Below are 22,591 nucleotides of genomic sequence, written 5' to 3'. Positions count from 1 at the left end.
TGAGTAATATGAAACTATTTAAGAAAATAGTGTCAATTATTTGTGTCTTGGCCGTCGGTACAGTATTGTTCACCGGCTGCTCCGGCAATAACCAGTCCAGCAAGAGCGCAAACGGAAGCGCCATCAGCACAACCGGAAAAAAAGCGCGTACTCTGGACGAAATTAAGGCCAGCGGAAAGGTTATTATCGGTGTATTCAGCGACAAAGCACCATTCGGTTATATCGATTCTGAGGGCAACTACCAGGGCTACGACGTTTATTTTGCCAATCGTATTGGAAAGGACTTAGGTGTTAAAGTAGAATTTGTTTCAGTTGAACCCGCAAGCCGCGTTGAATATTTGAAAACCGGAAAAGTAGACATTATACTCGCAAACTTTACGGTGACTAAAGAACGCGCCCAGTCGGTTGACTTTGCTCTTCCGTATATGAAAGTTGCCTTGGGAGTAGTCAGCCCGAATGACGCCTTGATTACCGATGTCAAGCAGCTCAAAGGCAAGACATTGATTGTAGCAAAAGGCACTACGGCCGAGACATACTTTACAAAAAACCATCCTGAAGTCAAACTATTAAAATTTGACCAATATACTGAAACCTTCAATGCCCTTCTAGACAGACGCGGAGACGCCTTTTCAACCGATAACACCGAAGTCTTGGCATGGGCAGCTAAAAACCCCGGGTTTACAGTAGGCATTAAGAGCTTGGGTGATCTTGATACCATTGCCCCAGCAGTTCAAAAGGGCAATACTGAACTGCTGAATTGGTTAAACGATGAAATAAAGGCATTGGGAAAAGAAAAATTCTTCCATGAAGATTTTCAGAAAACCCTTGCTCCGGTTTATGGAGATTCAGTAGACCCCGATAGTCTGGTTGTCGAAGGCGGAGAGGTAAAATAAAAAGAAAGCGCTTTCAAAACTACACATTCAAGTACCGGCAAACCCGCTTAAAGTGCAGTCAAGTGTCAAAGTATAGTAAAAGCCTACTGTGACATCCGTACACCCAAAAAGTAAGCCTGCCCTATTGGGGTAGGCTTTTACTGATAATGTCTTGATGAACGAAACTGGGCCAGTCTGCAAAACGGCGAAGCAATGCGTTGTGGGTTATAACATTTTATACTTTATTGCGGCATATAGACTCTGCCTTTATAAGGCTTAAATGCCATGGTATCTGCAAAAGTTTTGCCTTCATCAGTGGATTCGGTAGTTTTATTGCACTCGCCGGATAGTTTCTAATAGTGCTTGGTTACCTATTTCCGCTGATTAAATTAATTTCTTTTAACTCATAATTATGATATAATATTAAGGGAATCTTCTTTAAAAAATAAGGCAGATTTGTATAATCAATAGTATTGATTTTTTGTACGCAAGCGGCTATAATGGTAACTCGCACAGTTAAATTACTTCTTTGCTGGAGGACATATGGCGAAAGTTGAGTCGCGTGTCATTGCTCAGAACAAAAAAGCAAGACATGACTATTTTGTTGAAGAATCCTATGAAACCGGGATTGAACTCTGCGGAACCGAAGTAAAATCAGTCCGTATGGGCCGCGTCAATCTCAAGGATTCTTGGTGCGACATTGATAATGGTGAACTTTTTGTCAATGGCATGCACATAAGTCCTTATGAAAAGGGCAATATTTTCAACAAAGACCCAATGAGACGCCGCAAGCTGCTTATGCACAAGCGTGAAATCATGAGGTTGATGGGACTGACAAAACAAAAAGGCATGACGCTTGTTCCTCTGCAACTATATTTCAAGGGGCCTCATGTAAAACTTGAACTTGGCTTGTGCAAAGGTAAAAAATTATACGACAAGAGAGAAGATATAGCCCGCCGCGACGCCAAGCGGGAAGCTGACCGTGCACTGAAAGAAAGATATCGATAATTTGGTCAGCAACAGATCATATGGCAACACCCCTGTTTTACAGGGTATATATACGGGGGCGTATTGGCTTCGACGGGGATGTTGAAGCATAGTAAGCGAGCAGCGGTGCGGAGCCGCTATAAAATCCGCATTAAATATAAACGCGAAAAAATCTAACAACGTCGTTTCCGTTAACTTTAACAGGGAAATGGCGCTTGCTGCTTAATTAATCAAGCAGCCGTTCAGCCCGGGAGTACCGCGGCCCGGTGTCTGAGCGTGAGTTAGCGGTGAACATGAACGCGCTGTCGCCTTAAGGCGCGTCAGGACTTTAAAGGCTACCGAGGTGAGAAGTCTGCCGGCTGACGTCTCACCGAGGGAATCTTAAATAACCGGATGCGCTCGGAGAAAGCTGTGTGAATGCATCTTCGGACAGGGGTTCAACTCCCCTCGCCTCCACCAAAAAACAAAGTGTCCGCCCTATTATTTGGGCGGGCATTTTGTTTTTGCGGCCTTTATCCATGTTGGCGGAGGAATTTATGCTAAGACTTTAAAATTCGCAGACTGGTTCCAATTTGTTTAACGGCACGTTACTTATCTCAATTTCGACATATTCAAGATAAACCACTATGCGGTTGGGCTAAAGGTTAAGCAGCTGTTTTAGCTGCGGTAATGTCCTGTTTTCATACATTTTCTGAGCTATGCGGTAGGCAGTCAAAAGTTCCTTCTCGTCAAGCTGATTAACCTTTGGAAGATGGACTTACATCAGAGGGAAAAGCTCCACAATTCGCCGACCATCCGCGTGAATGAAAATGGCATAGCAGTAGAGCTTGCTTTTTCCGTTTATCGAAATATACTGAAAGAGACAATTAAAAATCAACTTAAAATTTTTATTTCCCTTGCAGCATTTTGACCTTCTACTGGATATTTGTAATGAAGGGATTGGAACCATGAATCGTAAATCGTTGCGTACGGATGATGATATTGATGATGTATTAAGCAAATATGCCGACATGGTATATAAGATTGCCCTTTCACAGGCCAAAAGCTCCGCCAACGCGTTGATTTTTATAACACTTGGAGTTTTGTCTATACAAGCGGCTCAGAGGACCACGCGAAAAGCGTAACCGTTAACATCAATCCCTCGTCCATTCCATATTGGTCGGTTCCAAGAGCATACCAGCTTAAGGGTGAAGTACAAATTACGGATGTCAACGAGCTGCTGAATCTGGGTAAGAAATCAGAGAGATCAATGGAACAGAGGTCACGATCTGGCATAAAGACAAAGGCAGCGTGTGGGATTATTTAGGCGGGGATACTGCCGGAAAAACGCTTTAGGTGAAAGATTATTATTGCGCTGATTTTGAATACAAGGGTGCCGGTTTTACCGTGACCGCACAGAATGGAATCACACAGGATGAGTTTGTTCAGGTGCTGGAAAGCATAATAAAATGATGTCAATACGAGAGCCTATGTTTTGGCAGGGGCTGTCTGCTTTATAGGTTGGTTAAAGAAACGATATCTAATTGAATTATGGAAATATATGTAGTATAATCTAAAAAGATTAATTGTATTATAATTATTCAATAACCCCTCAGATAACGTCGTAAGACAATATATACTCACCAAAAAAGAAGGACTTTGTTATGGGAATTACATCAAAAGAAATAGCCGAAATCTGCGGTGTTTCCCGCGCAACAGTTGACAGAGCCCTTAATGGAAAAGACCGGATTAGCCCTAAAACAAAAGAAAAGATTCTTGCTGTTGCAAAGCAGATGGGATATCGAAAAGATTTGTTGGCACGCAGTCTTGTTAAGGGAAAAACAATGTGTATCGGCGTTCTTGTCTTTGATATACGTAACTACTATTTTTCACAGTTGGTCAACACAATTGAGTTAGAATCCCGTAAAAATGATTACTTTCTATATATAACGCTGCACGAAAAAAACAAAGAAAAGGAATATCAGTTAATCAACAGTCTCGTAAGCAGACGCGTTGATGGTATTCTGGTTTGCCCTGTCAATAAAGGCCCCGAGTTCGAAAAATTTCTGTTAGACCTGCCTATACCGGTTGTTTCAATTGGTAACTTCATCTCGCCAAAAATCCCATACGTTGGCATTGACGAGGAGTTGGGTGCAAAAGACGCAACATCATTGCTTATATCTAAAGGCTATGAATTTATAATATTTGTATGTCCGCCACTTTCTGATAAAAAAAATGAAAACGTCTATACACACGAGCACAGAGCTATCGGCTTTCAGGAACAACTAAATAAAAATAAGCAAGTAGGTGGCGTCATTATTGATTCATGGGATTATATAAATGAGGTCGACCGTATTCTAGAAAGCTCAAACAAACGTACCGCTATTCTGTGTTCAGGTGACATCTATGCTTTACAGATACTGAAGCATTTAAAAATGCGCGGCGTAAAAGTTCCACAGGACGTTGGAATAATGGGATTTGATAACATCGATATGCTTGAATTTGTTACCCCGAAATTAACCACTCTATCGAACGAAATTGACACTGTAGCCCGAACCTCGGTTGACATGCTCATAAAACTTATGAATTCCGAACCTACGGACACACATGTTTTAATTGCACATAAAATTATCGACGGGGATTCAATATAAAGTGCGAAAACCACAGGTCATATTGGCAGTTTTTTTGCACTTTAAGTACAAAGGAAAAGACATCCTACCCTCAGCATAGGATGTCTTTTTTCTCTATAGCCTTTAGTTCTTTAACTTTTTTATTATCTCCTTTTTCAAATTAAGAAAGGCGTGTTAAAAAGCCTATTGATTTTAGGCCTTAAGAACACGTCCAATTATCTTATTTTACTCAGCTTGAATACGTATCACATTCCATGACAACGGTTCAAGTTGCGCTGTCAACATACCATTCTTTATTTCCGATTTTCCGTTATTATCCGGCCTTATGCGGTTATGATCCTGAAGGTTTGTCGCTTTTTTGTCGTCGCTAAACATCTGAATATGCTCAACAATGCCGCTTACATTAAAATTTTCCAACTCGCAGGACACTATCTGCTTTTCATTTTCGCAGCGGTTGACTAAAAAGAGCGTGACTTCGCCAGAATCTTCATGATATACTGCAACACTGTCAACGTATGGGACCTGCTTAAATTCTGATGTTTCATATGAAGGTCCGCTTTGCATGACGTTTAGCACTTCGCCCTTGCCGAACTTTGCTATGTGCGAAAAAGGATAAAAGATGGGCTGGACCCACGCATTTCCGTTACGCTCTGTCATAATGCACGCGCTGATATTTGTCAGCAGAGACTGACACGCAATTTTTACACGGTCTGCATTTTTTAAAAATGTCAACATCATACTTGCAAAAAGGAGCGAATCCTCCATTGTATAAATCTGTTCGCTGATTGCGGGGGCTTGGTCCCAATTAGTGTCTTTAAGCTGCAAATCCACTTCTTCGGACGGCAGCTCCCACACTCCCCATTCATCGACACTTATATTTATTACTTTTGGAGAATGCTTTTTTACCTGTATCAGGTCACACGCTGCCCTTACAGTTTTTAAGTACCTCTCCATGTCAAGGGATTGGGCAAGAAACTCGGGCGTTCCTTTTTCCTGTCCCCCATAGTACTGATGGACAGCTATGTAATCAACATAGTTATAAGCATAATTCAATGTTATAAGTTCCCAATCCGGGAATGTTTCCATTGAGGATTTTGAGCTGCCGCATAAAACAAGCTCAACCGTCGGGTCAAGCATTTTCATTGCTTTTGCAGTTTCCTGCGCAAGGCGGCCGTACTCATCCGCAGTTTTGTGGCCTATCTGCCAATCTCCATCCATTTCATTACCAAGGCACCATGTTCGGATGTTGTAAGGCTCTTCAATCCCGTGTTTTCTTCTCAAATCGCTGTAGAATGAATTTTTTGGGTGATTGCAGTACTCCAGAAAGCTAAGCGCGTTCTCGATGCCTTTAGTACCGAGGTTCACGGTAAAAATCGGCTGAACATCAGCTTTTTTAGACCATTCAATAAACTCGTTTATTCCAAAGCGGTTGGTTTCTGTGGAGTGCCACGGCAGATTAAGCCTTGTCGGGCGGCTTTCCAACGGGCCTACAGCGTCCCGCCAATCATAATTTGAGACAAAATTTCCTCCGGGATAGCGTACTGCCGTTACCCCCATTTCACTTACCAACTTTAAAACATCGGTTCTAAATCCCATATTGTCGGACAGAGGATGTTCAGGTTCATAGATTCCGGAGTAAACAACCCTCCCCATATGCTCAATGAATGAGCCAAAAATTCTCGGATCCACTTTCCCTATACGAAATTTTTTATTGCAAATCAGTTTTGTTTCTTTCATTGTTTCACCTAATATATTTGTATTATTTCTCACCTGTAGTTGAAATGCCAGCGGTAAAATACTTCTGGGCAAAAATATAGAGAACAAGTATCGGCAATATAGAAATCATGGTCGCCGCAAGCGTCGGACCATATTTGATGACTTTGTTGCCGACAAGTGTAGCAAGGCCGGAAGCGAGCGTACTCATATCCGTTGAACTAGTCAGCATTAGAGGATATAACAGGTCATTCCAGTTGTTCATAAAATGGAATATTCCAAGCGTCAGAAGCGCAGGCTTGCACAAAGGCATCATTATCGACCAGTAAATTCTGAATTCCCTGCACCCGTCGATTCGAGCTGACTCTTCCAGTGATTTTGGAAGGCTGACAAAAAACGAGCGCATCATATATATGCCGAACGCGCTGGTAGCCCGCGGCAAAATCAGCCCTGCATAAGTATTAAGCAGTTTAAACTTAAATATCTCTATATATAACGGCGTCATAACCACCTGAAAAGGAACCATCATTGTTACAAGAATGATTCCAAACAGCAATTCCTTACCCTTGAAATTCATTCTTGCGAATGCGTAGCCTGACATCGAATCAAACAACAGGCTTATAAGCGTGACAAGCCCTGCAAAAATCACCGAATTTTTTGTAAAAGATAAAATTGGGACACTGTCATTTACATTCTGATACTGCATAAGCGTCCAATTTATCGGAAAAAACTTAGGCGGATAAGCGATTACCTCACGGTCGTCTTTAAAGGAGGAAACAAACAACCAGAGTATCGGCACTATAACAGTTACGGCAACGATAAGGCAAATAGCGACTTTAATAATTTTGAAGGCTGTTATCTTTCTTGAATTTACCATGCATTTGCCTCCTCACGCCTGTTAAGGATAAACTTCCGGAATATGAACGTAATTATGGCTATTATCAAAAACAGATACACGGAAATCGCCGACGCGTATCCCAAACTATACGGCGCTGTGCGGAATCCCCGGTCATAGATGTATTGCACGATAGTTTCGGTATGGAAATCCGGACCGCCTTTGGTCATGATATATGGCAGATCGAATGTCTGGAGGCTTGCTATTATGTTTGTCACTATGCAAAAGCAAATTGTCGGCCATATTCCCGGCACTGTTATCTTCATAAACTTTTTCCAGTATCCTGCTCCGTCAATTTCCGCAGCTTCATAAAGATAACCCGGAACATCGATAATTGCCGCTGTTAAAAGAGTCATCGTGTAACCGAAGTTCTTCCAAACAGATATAACTATAAGGGTAGGCATAGCCAAATAAGCATCTTTCAAAAAGGCTATACCGCCAAGCCCCACCATATTCAGCAGATATGGCAGCCAACCCATATTCGGGTCTAATAACATAGAAAAGACAATGCCTATCGCCGTTAATGAACATATAAACGGAAGGTAAAAAATTGTTCTGAAAATCTGATTTAATCTTGTGTTATTTGCGACAAATGTTGATATTATCAACGCAGTTATTATTTGCAGAGGCACTTCTAAAACCGTAAAGTAAATTGTATTAAAAGTATCGTTAAAGGCTCTTGTATCCGTTATCAGCTTTTTGAAATTAGCAAGTCCCGCAAACGATACGTTGCGCATAAATACATCAATATTTAAAAGGCTTATTATAAATGTTGAAATAAGCGGGACAAAAACAAATACTGCAAGTATTATCGCTGACGGCAGAATAAATAAATAGGCTGAGCGCTGTGTGCCGATATTAGCTTTTTTCTTTTTAACCAAATAACCTCACATCCAATCTGAGCTGCACAGGTCATCGCAATTCTGCAATGACCTGTGCGTCTGTTCATCTTGTCAGCTCGCGCTTGAAAGGATAGTGTCAAGTTTATCTGATGCCTGTTTCAAAGCGTGTTGCGGAGTCGCTGAACCATTAATTATACTGTCAAACATAGGAATAATTGCGTCATTATCAATCTGGCTCGCCAGCGAATATCCGAGGTTGTAGCTTCTGCCAATCTTTGTAGCCTCTGTAATAGCGCTGAGAACGGCGTCATTTTTGATGTCATCCTGCTGCTCAAGTGATTTTGACCATACAGGGAAACCGTTCTTCTTTGACCAGGTTTTCAATATCTCGTCTGACAGCCAGTATTTCATAAATTTATACGCTGCGGCTTTTTTCTCCGCGCTTGTTCCGGCCGGTATCTCAAATGCGCAGCCTCCTGCTGGAGAATACGCACCCGCAGAACCTTTTGGAACAGATGTTACGCCAAAGTTTATACCCTGTGTGCGAAGGCCGTTTATCTGCCACGGACCGCTCATGTACATTGCGGCTTGACCGTTCTGGAACATTGTGTCAGCCTCTGAGCCTGTAATTCCCTTAGGTGTAACCTTCTTATTTACTGCAAGGTCCCGCATCCATTCAAGAGTCTTTAGGTTGGCATCGGAATTAAGAAGGTTTTTATTTGTCGAAGGATCATCGACATCGCCGCCATTTGCCCAAAGGAATTGAGGATACGTTACACCTATCGGCAAAAGCAGCCCGTACTGCTTTTTCGAAGGTATTGTAAGCTTGACGGCGTAGCTTGCGAGCTCATCAAGGGTTTTCGGTGGGCTTTCCGGATCAAGGCCTGCCGCTTTAAACAAGTCCTTATTCCAATACAGATATGTGACGTTGTACTGCATTGGAATACCATATTGTTTTCCGTCAACTTGGCATTGCTTTACGACGTTATCGTAAAAATTTGATTTGTCGACACCCATTGTGTCCCAAAAATCACTGATGTCTTCAAGTGAGCCGCTCTTTACATATGACGCCATGTATTCGACTCCGAATAATACCATGTCCGGCGCTGTATTAGTGGCGATTGCAGCCGGGAGCTTCTGCTGGAACTGGTCGTTCGGCATAATCGTCATTTCAATTTTAACGCCGTCTTTGTTCTCCGAGTTGTATTTTGACACAATCTCTCTTAGAATATCGCCGTCCGAACCTGTGAACACGTTCCAGAAAGTAATGGTCTGATTCTTTCCTGAATCACTGGACGTCCCGCCTGAAGTTGAACTTGTACTTGAGGTCTTGTTTCCTGAACATGACGTCAGCATTGCTGCAGCAAGCAGACCGGCTAAAATAACACTTGTAACTTTTCTTAGCCTTTTCATCATAAATCCTCCTATAAGTTTTTATTTATTAGGACTTGTTTGAAGAATAGCGTAACTGAAAGATTCAAACACGCCCTTAACGACTAATTTACCTTAAACCTTATGGTGTTCCATGAAGCTTTGGGGAGCTTTATTTCAAACCTTGAAGCCTTCCTTTGATCAACTGGCAGTTTATACGGAACGACTGCCAACGGATTGTCAAACGTATTAACAGCGTATATGTCCTTATTTTCCATACATGAATGTTCAAAAATAACCGCATTGCCAAATGCCCTTAGGTCAATATCAAGCACTATCGGCTCGTCTAAGTCGGTGTTGACAGCAAATACAGTTATCTCGCCGCTGTTTTCGTTGTAAACCGCCGCATTAGCTATTAACGGCGTATCTCCGTATTTTGTTTCTATCTTCGGAACTTTTGCAATACTTCTAAGGGATGTTCCTCTTCCATAAAGAGACAGGTCGCGGAACGGATAGTAAATTGTTTGCTTTATTGCTTTTCCGCCCTTTTGCGTATAAATCGGAGCAATCACGTTGACAAGCTGGGCAAGGCAAGCAATTTTTACACGGTCTGCGTTGTTCAGGAGCGTTATGCCGAGTCCTCCGAAAACCAATGCGTCAAGCATTGAATACCTATCTTCAAGCAGATCGGGCGCTTCCTGCCACGGATGGGGTTTTTGATTGTGCTGGTACCATACGTTCCATTCATCAAAGGAAAAATACATTGTCTTCTTGCTTCTTTTCAGAGCCTTTACATAGTCGGCAGTAGCGGCAACTGTATGAATAAATCGATCCATATCTACGAACGATGCCAGGAAATCCTGATTATTGCCGAAATTCTCATAATACATATGCAGCGACAAATAATCAACCGCATCATATGTATGTTCGAGAACTATGCGGTCCCATTCAGGGAAAGTCGGCATAGACGACATCGAGCTTCCGCAGACTACCAATTCAATGTCACTGTCGACCATCTTCATGATGTTGGCCGTCGCTAACGCTTTTTTTCCGTAATCATGTGCATCAAGGTGACAAATCTGCCACGGACCGTCCATTTCGTTCCCAATACACCAAAGCTTAATGTTGTGCGGCTGCTTGTGCCCGTTTTTTATACGCAGGTCCGACCACATTGTACCGCCGGGATAATTGCAGTACTCAACAAACTGTGCAGCTTCCTTCGGGGTACCTGTTCCCATATTGACGGCGCCCATTATTTTTGTACCGGCCTTCTTGCTCCAATCGACGAATTCGTCAATTCCGAACTTATTGCTTTCAATCGAATGCCACGCAAGGTCTAACCGCACCGGCCTTTCATCGACTGGGCCGATTCCGTCTTTCCAGTCATAACCCGAAACGAAATTCCCGCCCGGATAACGGATATAGGATACGTTCAGTTCGCGAATCATATCGAGTACGTCTTTTCTGAATCCTTCCTCATCCGCATCAGGATGTCCGGGCTCATAGATACCGGAATAAATCGCACGCCCCAAATGCTCTAAAAAAGAGCTAAAAAGCCTGTCATCTACTGGAGCTATGACTAAGTCCTTATCCAAAAGAAGTTTTGCCCTTTTCATCTATCTTACCCGCTCTTTTCGTCAGGATGTATAAAAAAATTTTTGCGTTCACGTGCACGCTTTATGATAATTATACACTATAATTTATAAATGTCAATTCGTTTTCACATATTTTTTTAAGATATTTTTTACATTTTTGCCATAAGGACTGTCGGTTATATCGATGGTTTCAAATTAAACCTTTAAGGACGCATAGCTCAACAGGCGAGCGCTTGCTTCACACGAAAGAGGTCTTGGGTTCGAGTCCCGATGTGTCCACCGTAGAAAAGTCCCGCAAAGCGTAACGCTTTGCGGGGCTTTGTTGTTTGTTTCGATGAAGTCATATACTAAGCACATGTAACAATACCCCCGTTTTAACGTGGGTATTGTTTCTTGTCACAGGCAGTAGCCGATACCCAACAGGTTCGGACGGCTGCTATCTAGTTTTCATGCGAACGGACAGCTTGGGGATATCAGTCTTTGCCTTGCAACTGACACCGGCTGGGCTCTTTATTCAAAGTAAACATCTAATGCCTTAACCTTTCCGTTGCGGACATCAATGGCCATTTCCCCTTCAAGGATATCGCTATTCTGTTGATAAACCGTGCCGTCATTATAGGTTACGGCTATTCTTGATGCCCTGACGTTATCTCCATAAAGCGGGATGCTGCGCGGATTGTGATATGTAACCGTGGTCTGCCCCAGAAATGTAAAGCTCAGCCTGCCGTCTTTGAAAAGCCAGTCAGGCAGCGCAGGTTCAAACCTGAGTTTCAACGTGCCATCCTCATACCTAAACGGCTTTTCGCCCGCAGTCATTGCAAGCCACATATTGAGCATTTCGGCATTTGAACCGCTCAGTCTCGCGACAAACCCCCGGCCGTGCAGCGAAGGGTCAGGGTTTGCGCTGCTCACAATAAACGAACTGTTTTCCAAAATGCTGCGCCCGTACACTTCAGGGGCCATAAACGGCACAAGCACCTTTCGAATCAGGCTGAAATACTCGCCGTACAGCCCTGCCTTCAAAAGGCCCAGCAGGTACTTATACTCCATGTGGAGAAAAACAGACTCGTTCTCCAAAAATCCCGGCGTAAACGCCCTTGCTCGCCCGACCTCATTCGGCAGGCTTTCAAGCGAGCCGCTGATTTTAAACATTTGAAGTTTTTTATCATACAAGTCCGAATTTTTAACCGCTCTTGCGATATTTTCTGCAGTCTTTTTATCGGCGATTTTCAATAACCGCGCACTGCCCTCAAGAAAATGCGGGAGCGTTATAGGTTTCACCTCTTCGCGGCCTGCCGCGCCAGGCTTATAGCAAAAATAAGTTGGGACAATGCCATCGCCCGCTGCGACACCCTTCTCGACTGCGCTGTCAAGCTTTTTCAAAACCTCCGAAAGAAACTGCTGTATAAACTTAGCGCTGCACTTTTTATAAAAGCCGCTAAAACCGCATGCTATACTTTCCCGGTAGGTTTCGCGCGCCGACGAAATGCTTTCCCAAAACTTAAGGTCGCTCTCACCGCAGTCTTTTAGAGAGTTACTTACTTGAGCAAGGAGGTTGTATACCTCGTCGGGTAAGGAAATCTCTTTATCATTCAGGTTATCAAGCAAAAAAGCGGTAAGCCGCTTTAATTCTATTGTTTCAGGAAATGACGAGCCGAAAAGCGACGGAAGCCCGTTCAACGAGTCATTCCAACCCGGTTTTCCCGCTTCCATCTCTATTCCTATGCCTGCCCGGTCAAGGGCCGCGAACTTCACAAGTGCAAGAGTAAAGAGCTTAACGTAAAGATTGGTCGTAAACAACTTATTGTCCTTAGTTTTCATCCAGCCGCCTTGTCTTGTCTTATCTTCCCTGACCGCGTGAACTTGGCGCAAAGCCCCGCTGACCTTTACATATTTTTCTCTTCGCGGCGCGACTTTCACCGGACTTTGATAGTATCTATAATCAGACCGCCCGAACAGCAGCTCTTCGCACCTTTCAGGGAAAACTGCCAGATAGCTTTCTATAAGGTCAAGGATATACGTCCAATGGTCAACCCAATAGCCTTCCTTAAACTCCGCGTCGGTGTCCTCGGTTGAATAGAAAAGTATATCCGAAAAAAGCTTTTGAATCTCATTCTGGGATTTGCCGGTGCCTACAAGGTACTTCATAAGGCTTCCCGGAATAAAGCCGTCCTTGACAACCGCCGCAATATCTTTTTTCTGCAATTCACTCACGTCATGCTTTTTCAAAACGGCGTCAAGCTTTTGCGGCGATATTCTGAAAACGTTGCCATTAACTACAAGCGGGTTGTAGCCGTCCGCCTGCAAAAGTTCTGCGAAAAGCCTTATGTTATAATCGCCGACTTTAGGGAAGATAAGCGTGTCGCAGCGCCTGTTTTGGCAGACGTCGCGGAAGTTGCCGTTGCCCTGCGAATAGGGCGTAGCCTGCAGGCGAAAATCGTTATAATCCCTTTCAAGGTCGCCATGCTTGCGCGAAAAGACATAGTAAACGGCCGTTCCGTTCTCGTTCTCGAAAAAGACTGGCCTGCCACCCCTGAGGATATTGTCAAGGTAGCACTGGCGGATATACGCATCAAACTCGGTACTCGCGGTTTTGCACTCAACCGGGCGCAAAAGCTCGGCCAACATCCGATCGTTTTCCCTTGCCTTGTCTTCAAAATACTGCGCGCTGCAAAGTTTATCTTTTATCGCGTTAAGCTGCTCCACGCTGTCAAGGTATCCTATCACTGTCCTTATCTCAAGTGCCTCGTTTTTATAAAGCTCTGCCTTTGCGGGCGCAAAAGCGCACGGAACCTTGTTCGAGGTTATTTGCCGCGCATTTTTTATTTCATCAAGCGAAGACATAACAAATCCGTCGGGTGAGCTAAGCGACGTATTCTGTCCGAAAATGAGCTGCGCGTCAATAATCGGCGTCACAGGCACGCCGTTTACGGTGCTGACGCAGAAAAAGCCGCCTGTTACCGCGTCGACGGTTTCGGTGTCGGCGGTAGAGGCCCGCACCCGGAAAAACGGAGCGCCGTTTTTGAGGTTAAACACGTCCATCCAAGCCTTGAGCGTATTGCTGATTTCCTTATACTCAGCGTGCCCAATGCCGAATGGAATGAGCTGCGCAAGCCCATCAAGCACCTCAAGAACCGTCTTTTGCCCTGAAATATTCTTAATTACTACCTTGCGGCACAGGGCGGCGAAGTTTTCGTTCGGGATTGTAAAATACCTGACCTCGGTTTCAAGGCCTGTGCAGTTATCGTGGTTTCTGATAGTAAGGCTGTCGTTTCTTATTACCATCGTCTCGTCAGCCGGACAGCAGGTGCTGCCGGAAAAGGGCTCCGTCACCTTGCCGCCCGATTTTATAAACGTGCGAAAGCCCCTAAAGGCGACCTCCTGATAAGCCTTGTCGGCCGGTGAGAATTCCATTATCGCATGATTCTTATCCTCTACGCCGAAGGAGCAGATACACTGGCCCCTGTTTGCGTAATATACCCACATCGGTATGCCGTAAACGCCGGCGATACCTGGCAGGAAGCTCGCGAAAGGGCTCGCGCTGCGGTAGTTGCCCACAACAAAGTCGCCGTTGTCTTCCAATTTGTAAAAAGGCATATCAAAGTCCTCCCTTCTTAAGCTTTTGACAGTTCAACAATCCTCTTGCGCTGCTCATCGGTAAGGGAAACCTCCGGCGAGTTGTCGCCGCCTGTGTCGTCGTTTTCGACAATCAGCACCGTTGCGTCAGGGCTCAGCGCATGCGAGTGCCAGGTTCCCTTTTTCACGTTGTATATTTTTAAAGGTTCAAGACGCAAGGCTTGAATTTCCCCGACTGAATCGCCGCCGTCAGCCACAAAAAGCGTGCATTCGCCGCCGAGCAGCACGAATATCTCATCAGTCTTGTCGTGGCGCTGCAACTTCCCAATATTTTGCGGCAAAAGCTCGTCGCAGTACCGCAGCACGGCAACCCGCCAGCCGCCATAATGAATAAGCGGAAGGTATCCTTCCCCGTCATATGAGCTTATCTGCAAAAGTTTCTCGTCAATCATCGCTGTTTTTCTCCTTTAGTAAAATTTCTACGATATGAAGCTTATCTCTGGAAAGCGCATGCAGCTCCTCTTGCGTTAGCTCAAGCCTGCCATTCTTGATTTCTTTCTGCATTCCGTCCAGCGTCGCGTTGGAAATTGCGTAAGAGCCATAATCAAGGCGCGCGGGATTATGGTAGACTACCTTAAACTTTCTGCCCGCAAAAATCCGCTCACAGGCACAGTTGCCGTTTTTATCGAACTGCTGGGCCAGAAGCTTTGGTGAAACAACAAGATTGCCCCACTCGCCCCTTATGCCGAAAGCTTCGGTCACGAGCGTTAACATCAGCCAGCTTGCTGCGCCTGTGAGATAATGGTACATGCCGCGCCCTCTTTGGTTTATGTACTCAGGAATACCCGGATAGATACGGCTTTTTTCAAAGTCCATACAATGATGCCAGAGCGTCTCAAGCGCCTTATATCCCTCGTGCGCGAATCCGCGCCTGTAAAGCGCGTTCGCAAACATTATTGTCATATGGCTGAAAACCGCCCCGTTTTCCTTGTGCCCATACGCAAACCCGAACTGCCGGCCGAGGTTCATCTTAAGCTCATTAAAGTTGGTGTTAAGGCGGTAGCCGCCCGCCGAGCCGTCAAATAAATACCTGTCCGCGGCGCGGACCATTTCGGCGGTAAGCTTGTCATCTGACACCGAAAACATTATCGGGAAAACCTGCCCGGTGAGCGTCATTCGGACGACGCCGTTTTTCTCGCCCTCAACCCGCTCGCTATCGTTGTCGTAATAGCCGTTGAGCCAGGTATACCCTTCAGTTGATGAAACCTTCTCGTTTTCTACTATAAGCACCGCAAGCCGCTGCGCCATGCCATCAAGCGTTTCTATTATCTCGTCAACGGCGAATCTTCGCTTTACTCCGGAGATGTCGTGGCGGCATGTATTGCAGAAGTCTTTAAGGAATTGCTGTTTTTGAACAGGTGTTTCCGCCTTTTTGAAGCCGTCAAACAAAATCTGCATTTCCTTCGCAAGCTCAATATGGGTGACTTTTTTATCACCTTTAAGTCTTCTCAGCAGAGCTGAAAGGGCCTTTAAATTCCCGCAGTACATCGACGAGAACGCGACGCTTTCGCCGTTTTGCGCCGCCATGTCAAGAGCGTCATTCCAGTCTGCGTTCTCAAGCCGCAGCATTCCGTGGCGGCCAACATTAAGGCAGGCGGTCATGTTCTCGATAAGCAGGTGTTCGATTACCGTGCCGAGGTACGGCCTTTTATTTTCGCACTGAAGTTTTGTGCCGTACTCTTCGCCCCACTCCGTATCGGCGGCCTTGCCGCGCATAATCAGCCTGTCTTTAAAATAGGTCTGCTCCCTCAAAAGGAAATCAAGGTCTCCGCTTTCGTTGATGTAAATCTCAACCGTATTAAGCGGCCACGCAGCGTGGTCCATCCAGACTCTGGTGATGTTGTCGCGGTCGGCGATAAACTCTCCTTTCCCCGCACCGATAATCGTGGCATTCGTGCCGTCAAAGCGTATGCCAGCGCAGTTCTGGAAAAGCATCTCGCTTACCTTTTCGGGCTCCATCAGCAAAAGGGCTATGCAGTCCTGCCACAGGTCGCGCCAGCCCCTTCCTCCCCTTCCGTAATCATGATGGGGCAAGAAGGAACAGCCGTAAATCCTTCTCAAAACCGGCTCGCAGGAAACCCACTTAAGCCACAAATCAAGTTCCCGGTCGCTGGTGTGAAAGTTTATATTCAGCTTCTTTTGCCAAAACGCCTTAGTCTGCTGAAGATACCTATCAAACTTTTCTTCGCTCAAATACTTTTCAGCTATGTTTCTCCCGTTAACGCAAAGGGCAACGATAAAGACCGCTTTCTGCCCGGGAGCCAAAGTGACTTTCTTAAATCTCAGCGCCCCTATCGCCTCATAACCCTCGGACCTGTAACCGACGACGGCTTTTGGGGGGAGATTTTCTACAACCGCCTTTGGCCAATCAAGCGTTCCGCCCTCGCCTATGAAATCCTCGACGTCGGTGAAAAAACCGGCAGGAGGCTGCCCGTTACCCTGCGCGCCGAGCACCGAATATGTGTTGCGGTTTACACTGTGGCCCCTTTCGTCAAATAGCATAGTCGGCTTGACAGTTACCCCGTATTTCTCGGCCTCGGTGCGCTGGAGCAATGATGTAACATGTCGATGGCTTCGTATATTGTCAGCCGAGCGCCCGTAAACCGGCACCGCGAATGTCGGCGTTATATCTGCCTCTTGCTGAGATATATTCGTTATGACAATTTTGCTAAGCTCAACTGTGTCGCTTTCGCACGGCACAAAACTCGTAATCTCGGACCTTATCCCAAACTCGGCGTTTTCGCGCGTTATCTTATGCCATAATAAGCCTGCCTCAAGCGTTGAGCTTTCGGCGCCGCTGTCACGGTTAGCAATCTGCTTTGCGCTCACTCCGGCTGCCGAGTAGGCGCCCATGCCCTCTTTATAAATCCAAAAGTTCCGCGATGACCGCGACAAATGAAGGTCTTCGGCTGACACCGGTGTCATTAAAAAGCTGTTTTGACCGGTTTTTATATCTCCCGAAAGCGTCGGGGTAATGCATGACATCATGCCCGCCTCGTTCGCGAGCGGAAAATAAAGATAGCTGTTCAAGTCTGGGTTCTTGAGTGAAAACGTTGCATCGTTGCCTGTAAATTGCCAGGCATCAACCTTTGACATCGAAAGAGCACCTCTTTGCAGTTTGTTTGCACTAATGAAAACGTGTTTATAATTTCTGAGTTTAATATACGTCCCGGAGTAAACAATTTCAATACAATTAATTAAAATTGTAAAAATAATGACTAAAAAAGAAAATAATTTTTATCTGTTATATTGATTTTTTTGGGGATGAGTTATATTATTATAAATAGAAATTTATAAACACGTGTTCACATCGGGGTGTTTTAATGAACAGCAACGACATAGCGAAACTGGCGGGTGTGTCAAGGAGCACTGTCTCAAGGGTAATCAACAACTACAAAAACGTCCCCGAAGAGACAAGAGCGCGCGTCCTTGAGGTAATAAAAAAATATAACTATGTCCCCCACGCGTCCGCAAGAGCGCTCGCAGGCGTCAAAAGCAAAACTATAGGACTTTTCCTGATTGACAAAAAAAGCTGCACCGCCGGGCACAAAGTTTCGATGAGCACCTACTTTATCCCGTTTATTGGTGGCATAATAGACGGCGCCAACAAAAATGGATACAACGTCCTTGTCTATGCCGTCGGCAAGGCGGACGACTATGAAAATGTGCGGAATGTTTTTTATAACAAAACTATTTCTGGCGGAATTTTTATTGGTCAGACAAACGACGACGAAATTACCGAGATTGCCGAAAGCAACTTTAAAACGGTACTAATAGACAGGCAGTACGGCAGTACGGAGAAAAAATTTAAAAACAGCATAATTGTTAACGCCGACAATTTCAACGGTGCCTATGAAGCGACAAAGTACCTGATAAACCTTGGGCACACCAAAATAGCACACGTCACCGGCTACAGCGGGCAGCTTTCGACAATCGATAGACTGAGCGGCTACAAAGCGGCGCTTGAGGAAAGCGGTATTGACGTCGACCCAAATCTTATCGTCAAAGGCGATTTCATGCGAGAAGGCGGCTACAACGCAACAAAAAAGCTGCTTTCCCAAAGCAGCCCAACTGCGATTTTTTACGGCAATGACGCGATGGCTATTGGCGGCTTAAAAGCATTGAACGAGATGGGCGTCAACGTTCCCGACGATATTTCCATCGTCGGCTTTGATGATATTGAAGTGGCAAGCTACATATCCCCGTCACTGACGACGATAAGATTGCCGCTTGATGCAATGTCCGACAAGGCCATCAACTTACTTATCAACTCCATCGAAACCGACACGGACTACTGCGCTAACTATGTTATGCCCGTAAAGCTGATTGAGAGAAACTCCTGCCGCAGAATTTAACATCGGCATCTTGGGAGTAACGAGAAATGAAGATTCTTAATATTCCTAAAAGATTATATATCAAATATTTAAAGGCAAACCTTAAAACCAAAATCAGCGTTTACTACATATCGATACTCTTAATATCAATCGTGCTCATTTCCGTAGCGTATATCTATATCAGCTCCGCGATAATGGTAAAACGGTCAAGTTCAAGCGCACAGCAGACTCTTGAGGCCATCGACCAAAACCTTTTGTGCATGGTATCAAACGTGTCGCAGTTTTCCAACTATGTTTTCGTTGATGAAAACGTCCAGAGTGCGCTGAAACGGTCGAACAGGAAAGGCATTGACCCGACAATTCAGCAGGAAATAAACAAAAGCCTTATAAACACGATTTTATCAAGCGATGACATATCCTCGGTTCTATTGTTTGATAACTACAACAACGTCTACTACATGAGCAGGCTCAAGTCTCCGGAAGTGCTGACCGACGACGTGGCAAAAGCCTCATGGTATGAAACCGTCAAAAATGCCAAAGGCTATCCTGTCTGGGTGATGAACGACGATATGGCGATTAAAAAAAGCAGCGACGACTTACCGGTCTCGCTTGTCCGGATGGTCTACAACACTGAGGATTACAAGCCGCTCGGCGTTCTTGTCGTTAATATAGGCAAATCTTTTGGTAACAGGATTTTTGACAATGTCTGCTCGGAGTTTAAGTCGCAGTTTATTATCGTCGACGACAGCGGAAAACCAATAATTCAAACGTCGGAAATAATCCCGAAAGCCGTCGCGGACTTTATAAGCCGCTCACAAGGCACTTCAAGTTACGAGATTAAAAAGCTCGACGGCCAGGATGTCATGCTGAGCTCAAGAAAATCCTCCTGCTCAAATTGGCACATCATCGGCATTATGCCGATGAGCGAGCTTTCAAAGCAGTTTAAAAGCACCGGCGTAATCATTCTTGTAACCTTGCTTATAAATATTGTCTTTCTTTTCATTGGCGGGTATTACGTCACCAATTTGATTACTAAGCCACTGACGAAAATGAAAAAATTAATAGAAAGCTCCGACAACGGCAATTTACACAAGATACCGGTTGAGGAAGTAAGAGACGACGAAATCGTAAGGCTTAAACAAGTCTACAACAATATGACCGAACAGATCGCGACCCTGATAGATAAAGTGAAGGAAGAACAAAAACAGATAAGGCTGAACGAATTGAGCATTATAAGGGCGCAAATTAATCCTCACTTTTTGTACAATACCCTCGACGCGGTTAGCGCGCTCGCGTTGATAAAAGACAGTGAGGGCGCATATACGCTCACCCAGGCTCTTGAAAACTTTTATCGGATAAGTTTAAGCAGCGGCAAAGATGTCATAACAGTTCGGGAAGAATTAAAATGCATTGAGAATTACGTAAAGATTTTAAATATAAGATATAAAGATTCTTTCGACGTAAATTACTTTGTTGATGAGAACATTATGAATGAAAAAATCCTTAAACTTTTGCTGCAGCCATTTGCTGAAAATTCGATTGCTCACGGCGTTCACAACAAGCGCGGCAGAGGAATTATAACGATAAAAGGGCGAAAAAGCAACGATTTAATGATTTTCAGCATTGAAGACAACGGTGTAGGAATGTCAAAAGAAAAAATCGAAGAAATCATGAGCAGGAATACCACAAGGCAAAAAGGCGGATTCGGAATATACAGTTCCATTACAAGAATTTCCCTTTTCTACGGCATTGAAAATCCCGTTTCAATCGAAAGCGCAGAAGGGAAAGGCACGCGTGTGACAATTACAATTCCGGTGATCAATGAGGAGGATAACTAATGGATAAAATTAAAGCTTTCCTTGTGGATGATGAGTATCTTGAAAGGACATTAATAAAGTACAGTGTGCCATGGGACGAAATCGGATTTGAAATTATAGGCGAGGCAAACTCTGGCGAGGAAATGATAAAACAAATTGAGTCAAATAAGCCCGACGTTATTTTCACTGATGTTTGCATGCCTTTTATGGACGGACTGCAAATGTCAAAAAAAATTAAAGAAATGTTTGAAGACATCGAAATTATAATAATCACAGACCACAGGGAGTTTTTATACGCGAAGACGGCAATAGGATTGGGCGCTTTTGACTATATTCTCAAACCTATCGATAAAAACGAGCTTAAGGATGTTAGTTTAAAAGTTAAAAAGCACATTGAGAAAAAAAGAAAATACATAAATAACAATCAAAATGCCGCTAATAAAGTCCAAAAGTACAGCGAGCTGGTCGAAAAAGCAATTGAGATTATCAATAACTATTTATCCGACAGCACTCTTTCACTTAAAACTATCGCAGAAAAGTTATATGTCAATCCGAGCTATCTTTGCAGGTTATTTAAAAAGGAAACTAATAAAAATATAACGGATTATATAACCGGACTCCGCATCGAGCGAAGCCTCGAATATCTTAACAACACAAATCTTAAAGCTTATGAAATTGCTGAAAAAGTCGGCATCAGCGATTCGCATTATTTCAGTATTTGTTTTAAAAAGTACACGGGAAAGTCTATTCAAAAATATAAAAAAGAATGTATATCCGCTTAAATTTTGAATTTATAAAATATATTAACCGGGAGTCGCTTAAGTTAAAACTGCTTAAGCTGATTCCCGGTTTATATACTATATATACAAAACAAATGCCCGAAAAGTAAAAATATTATACAGTTCCCTCAAAATATTGAATTTTCAAAAAATTATTAAAAGGTATAATATAACCAAAAATTAAAATTGCCGCAATAAATTTAGGTGGAAAAGGAGAGATATTGGAATGATCTCGGCGAAAAAACTTGTGTCCATATTATTAGCCGGCGCAATGGTTTTTGGACTTACTGCCTGCAGTAGCAAAAACTCAGGCGGTACGTCATCCTCATCAGAGGAAAAAATCACTCTTAAAGTTTGGCACCAATGGTCCGACGACTCAAACAACCTCAGAAAACATTATAACGAGGCGGTTGAGCAATACGAAAAGTCACATCCGAACATAAAAATCGTCAGCGACTCACTTGCCACAGAAGCGTACAAGACAAAACTCCAGACTGCATTCGCAGGCAACTCGGCAGACTGCGACGTTTTCTATGACTGGAGCCCAGGAAGAACAAAGAGCCTCGCTGAGTCCGGAAAAATTCTTGCCATAGACGATTACGTCGATGAGGAAACGCTCAACAGCGTTAAGGAAGGCTCGCTCGACGCATTTAAGATGAATGGCAAGCTTTATTCGCTGCCGATGTTCTCATGGTACATGTGCCTGTTCTGCAACAGGGAACTCTTTGAGCAGGCCGGGGCAAAAGAACCAACAACATATGACGAGTTGGTAGACGCTTGCAAGAAGCTTTCTGCAAAAGGGATTCTCCCGATTGTAAACGGCACAAAAGACGCATGGAATGCCTGCTTCATCTATGAGTTCCTCGCGATGAGAGAAAACGGCGCTGAAGCTGTTAACAACTATCTCAACGGCAACTCCAAAATGGGCGACGGCTTCGCCGACGCAGCAAAAAAAGTTATCGAGCTTGTAAATGTCGGAGCTTTCGGCGACAGCACGCTTGCCACCGGTTCCACGATAAAGTATAATATTTTTCGCAAATTCATAGAAGTCCAATAAAAATGACATGGACGTAACCGTTTGGTAGAATTAAGTTAGCACACAAAATACCAACCAAAGGAGGTTACGTACCATGTCAGATAA

At 44.2% G+C, this 22,591-nt stretch carries 17 protein-coding genes, 1 tRNA gene and 1 other RNA gene; 11 read left to right on the top strand and 8 right to left on the bottom strand.

Going from position 1 to position 22,591, the window contains the following annotated elements:
• Positions 1-8 precede the first annotated feature (8 nt).
• The 6 genes from V6C21_RS05410 (at position 9) to V6C21_RS05385 (ending at position 4,489) form a co-directional block, all read left to right on the top strand.
• A complete protein-coding gene (locus V6C21_RS05410; RefSeq protein WP_045085408.1) occupies positions 9-893 on the top strand; it encodes a cysteine ABC transporter substrate-binding protein in 885 nt (294 codons plus the stop codon).
• A gap of 522 nt (positions 894-1,415) precedes the next feature.
• Positions 1,416-1,880: an SsrA-binding protein SmpB gene (smpB, locus tag V6C21_RS05405; RefSeq protein WP_034840812.1), complete on the top strand. Its 465-nt coding sequence runs from the start codon at positions 1,416-1,418 to the stop codon at positions 1,878-1,880.
• A 54-nt stretch (positions 1,881-1,934) separates the two neighbouring features.
• Positions 1,935-2,318, top strand: a transfer-messenger RNA (tmRNA) gene (gene ssrA, locus V6C21_RS05400).
• 292 nt (positions 2,319-2,610) lie between these two features.
• On the top strand, positions 2,611-2,769 hold the full coding sequence (locus tag V6C21_RS05395; RefSeq protein ID WP_479268529.1) for a hypothetical protein: 159 nt from the start codon (positions 2,611-2,613) through the stop codon (positions 2,767-2,769).
• 37 nt (positions 2,770-2,806) lie between these two features.
• Entirely contained in the window at positions 2,807-2,983 is a 177-nt protein-coding gene (locus V6C21_RS05390) for a hypothetical protein (protein WP_479268528.1), read from the top strand.
• 519 nt (positions 2,984-3,502) lie between these two features.
• A complete protein-coding gene (locus V6C21_RS05385; RefSeq protein ID WP_034839283.1) occupies positions 3,503-4,489 on the top strand; it encodes a LacI family DNA-binding transcriptional regulator in 987 nt (328 codons plus the stop codon).
• Positions 4,490-4,693: 204 nt separating this feature from the next.
• Here the strand turns inward: V6C21_RS05385 and arfA (V6C21_RS05380) are convergent, their stop codons facing one another.
• The 5 genes from arfA (V6C21_RS05380) to arfA (V6C21_RS05360) form a co-directional block, all read right to left on the bottom strand.
• Positions 4,694-6,238, bottom strand: coding sequence for an arabinosylfuranosidase ArfA (gene arfA / locus V6C21_RS05380; RefSeq protein WP_479268527.1), 1,545 nt, complete (start codon positions 6,236-6,238; stop codon positions 4,694-4,696).
• A complete protein-coding gene (locus V6C21_RS05375) occupies positions 6,228-7,058 on the bottom strand; it encodes a carbohydrate ABC transporter permease (protein ID WP_034839278.1) in 831 nt (276 codons plus the stop codon). The genes arfA (V6C21_RS05380) and V6C21_RS05375 overlap by 11 nt, the downstream gene beginning before the upstream one ends.
• The gene (locus tag V6C21_RS05370; RefSeq protein ID WP_045085407.1) at positions 7,052-7,957 is read right to left on the bottom strand and encodes a carbohydrate ABC transporter permease; all 906 of its coding nucleotides are present in this window, start codon (positions 7,955-7,957) and stop codon (positions 7,052-7,054) included. The genes V6C21_RS05375 and V6C21_RS05370 overlap by 7 nt, the downstream gene beginning before the upstream one ends.
• 72 nt (positions 7,958-8,029) lie before the next feature.
• Positions 8,030-9,331 (bottom strand): ABC transporter substrate-binding protein, encoded by a 1,302-nt coding sequence (locus V6C21_RS05365; RefSeq protein ID WP_479268526.1) that lies wholly within the window; start codon positions 9,329-9,331, stop codon positions 8,030-8,032.
• Between the two features lie 83 nt (positions 9,332-9,414).
• A complete protein-coding gene (arfA, locus tag V6C21_RS05360; protein WP_034839273.1) occupies positions 9,415-10,905 on the bottom strand; it encodes an arabinosylfuranosidase ArfA in 1,491 nt (496 codons plus the stop codon).
• 186 nt (positions 10,906-11,091) lie between these two features.
• Here arfA (V6C21_RS05360) and V6C21_RS05355 point away from each other — a divergent pair.
• Positions 11,092-11,163, top strand: a tRNA-Val gene (locus V6C21_RS05355).
• Between the two features lie 231 nt (positions 11,164-11,394).
• Here the strand turns inward: V6C21_RS05355 and V6C21_RS05350 are convergent.
• Genes V6C21_RS05350 through V6C21_RS05340 form a run of 3 tightly spaced genes read right to left on the bottom strand, consistent with a single transcriptional unit; the run spans position 11,395 to position 17,616 of the window.
• A complete protein-coding gene (locus tag V6C21_RS05350) occupies positions 11,395-14,481 on the bottom strand; it encodes a cellobiose phosphorylase (RefSeq protein WP_479268525.1) in 3,087 nt (1,028 codons plus the stop codon).
• Positions 14,482-14,498: 17 nt separating this feature from the next.
• Positions 14,499-14,912: a WxcM-like protein gene (locus V6C21_RS05345; protein WP_034839270.1), complete on the bottom strand. Its 414-nt coding sequence runs from the start codon at positions 14,910-14,912 to the stop codon at positions 14,499-14,501.
• On the bottom strand, positions 14,905-17,616 hold the full coding sequence (locus tag V6C21_RS05340) for a GH36-type glycosyl hydrolase domain-containing protein (RefSeq protein ID WP_479268524.1): 2,712 nt from the start codon (positions 17,614-17,616) through the stop codon (positions 14,905-14,907). Before V6C21_RS05340 ends, V6C21_RS05345 begins: the two co-directional genes overlap by 8 nt.
• Before the next feature lie 227 nt (positions 17,617-17,843).
• Here V6C21_RS05340 and V6C21_RS05335 point away from each other — a divergent pair, with 227 nt between their 5' ends.
• From V6C21_RS05335 to V6C21_RS05320, 4 genes are all read left to right on the top strand, one after another.
• Positions 17,844-18,875, top strand: a complete 1,032-nt coding sequence (locus V6C21_RS05335) for a LacI family DNA-binding transcriptional regulator (RefSeq protein WP_045085404.1) — start codon at positions 17,844-17,846, stop codon at positions 18,873-18,875.
• A 26-nt stretch (positions 18,876-18,901) separates the two neighbouring features.
• Positions 18,902-20,692: a sensor histidine kinase gene (locus V6C21_RS05330; protein WP_479268523.1), complete on the top strand. Its 1,791-nt coding sequence runs from the start codon at positions 18,902-18,904 to the stop codon at positions 20,690-20,692.
• On the top strand, positions 20,692-21,453 hold the full coding sequence (locus V6C21_RS05325; RefSeq protein WP_479268522.1) for a response regulator transcription factor: 762 nt from the start codon (positions 20,692-20,694) through the stop codon (positions 21,451-21,453). The genes V6C21_RS05330 and V6C21_RS05325 overlap by 1 nt, the downstream gene beginning before the upstream one ends.
• A 223-nt stretch (positions 21,454-21,676) precedes the next feature.
• The gene (locus tag V6C21_RS05320) at positions 21,677-22,507 is read left to right on the top strand and encodes an ABC transporter substrate-binding protein (RefSeq protein WP_479268521.1); all 831 of its coding nucleotides are present in this window, start codon (positions 21,677-21,679) and stop codon (positions 22,505-22,507) included.
• Positions 22,508-22,591: the final 84 nt, after the last annotated feature.

Source organism: [Clostridium] cellulosi (assembly GCF_036762875.1).
GTDB classification, from domain to species: Bacteria; Bacillota; Clostridia; order Oscillospirales; family Ethanoligenentaceae; genus Ruminiclostridium_D; species Ruminiclostridium_D cellulosi.
The sequence above is the reverse complement of the archived record's forward strand: the minus strand, read 5'-3'. Positions and strand labels throughout refer to the sequence as shown.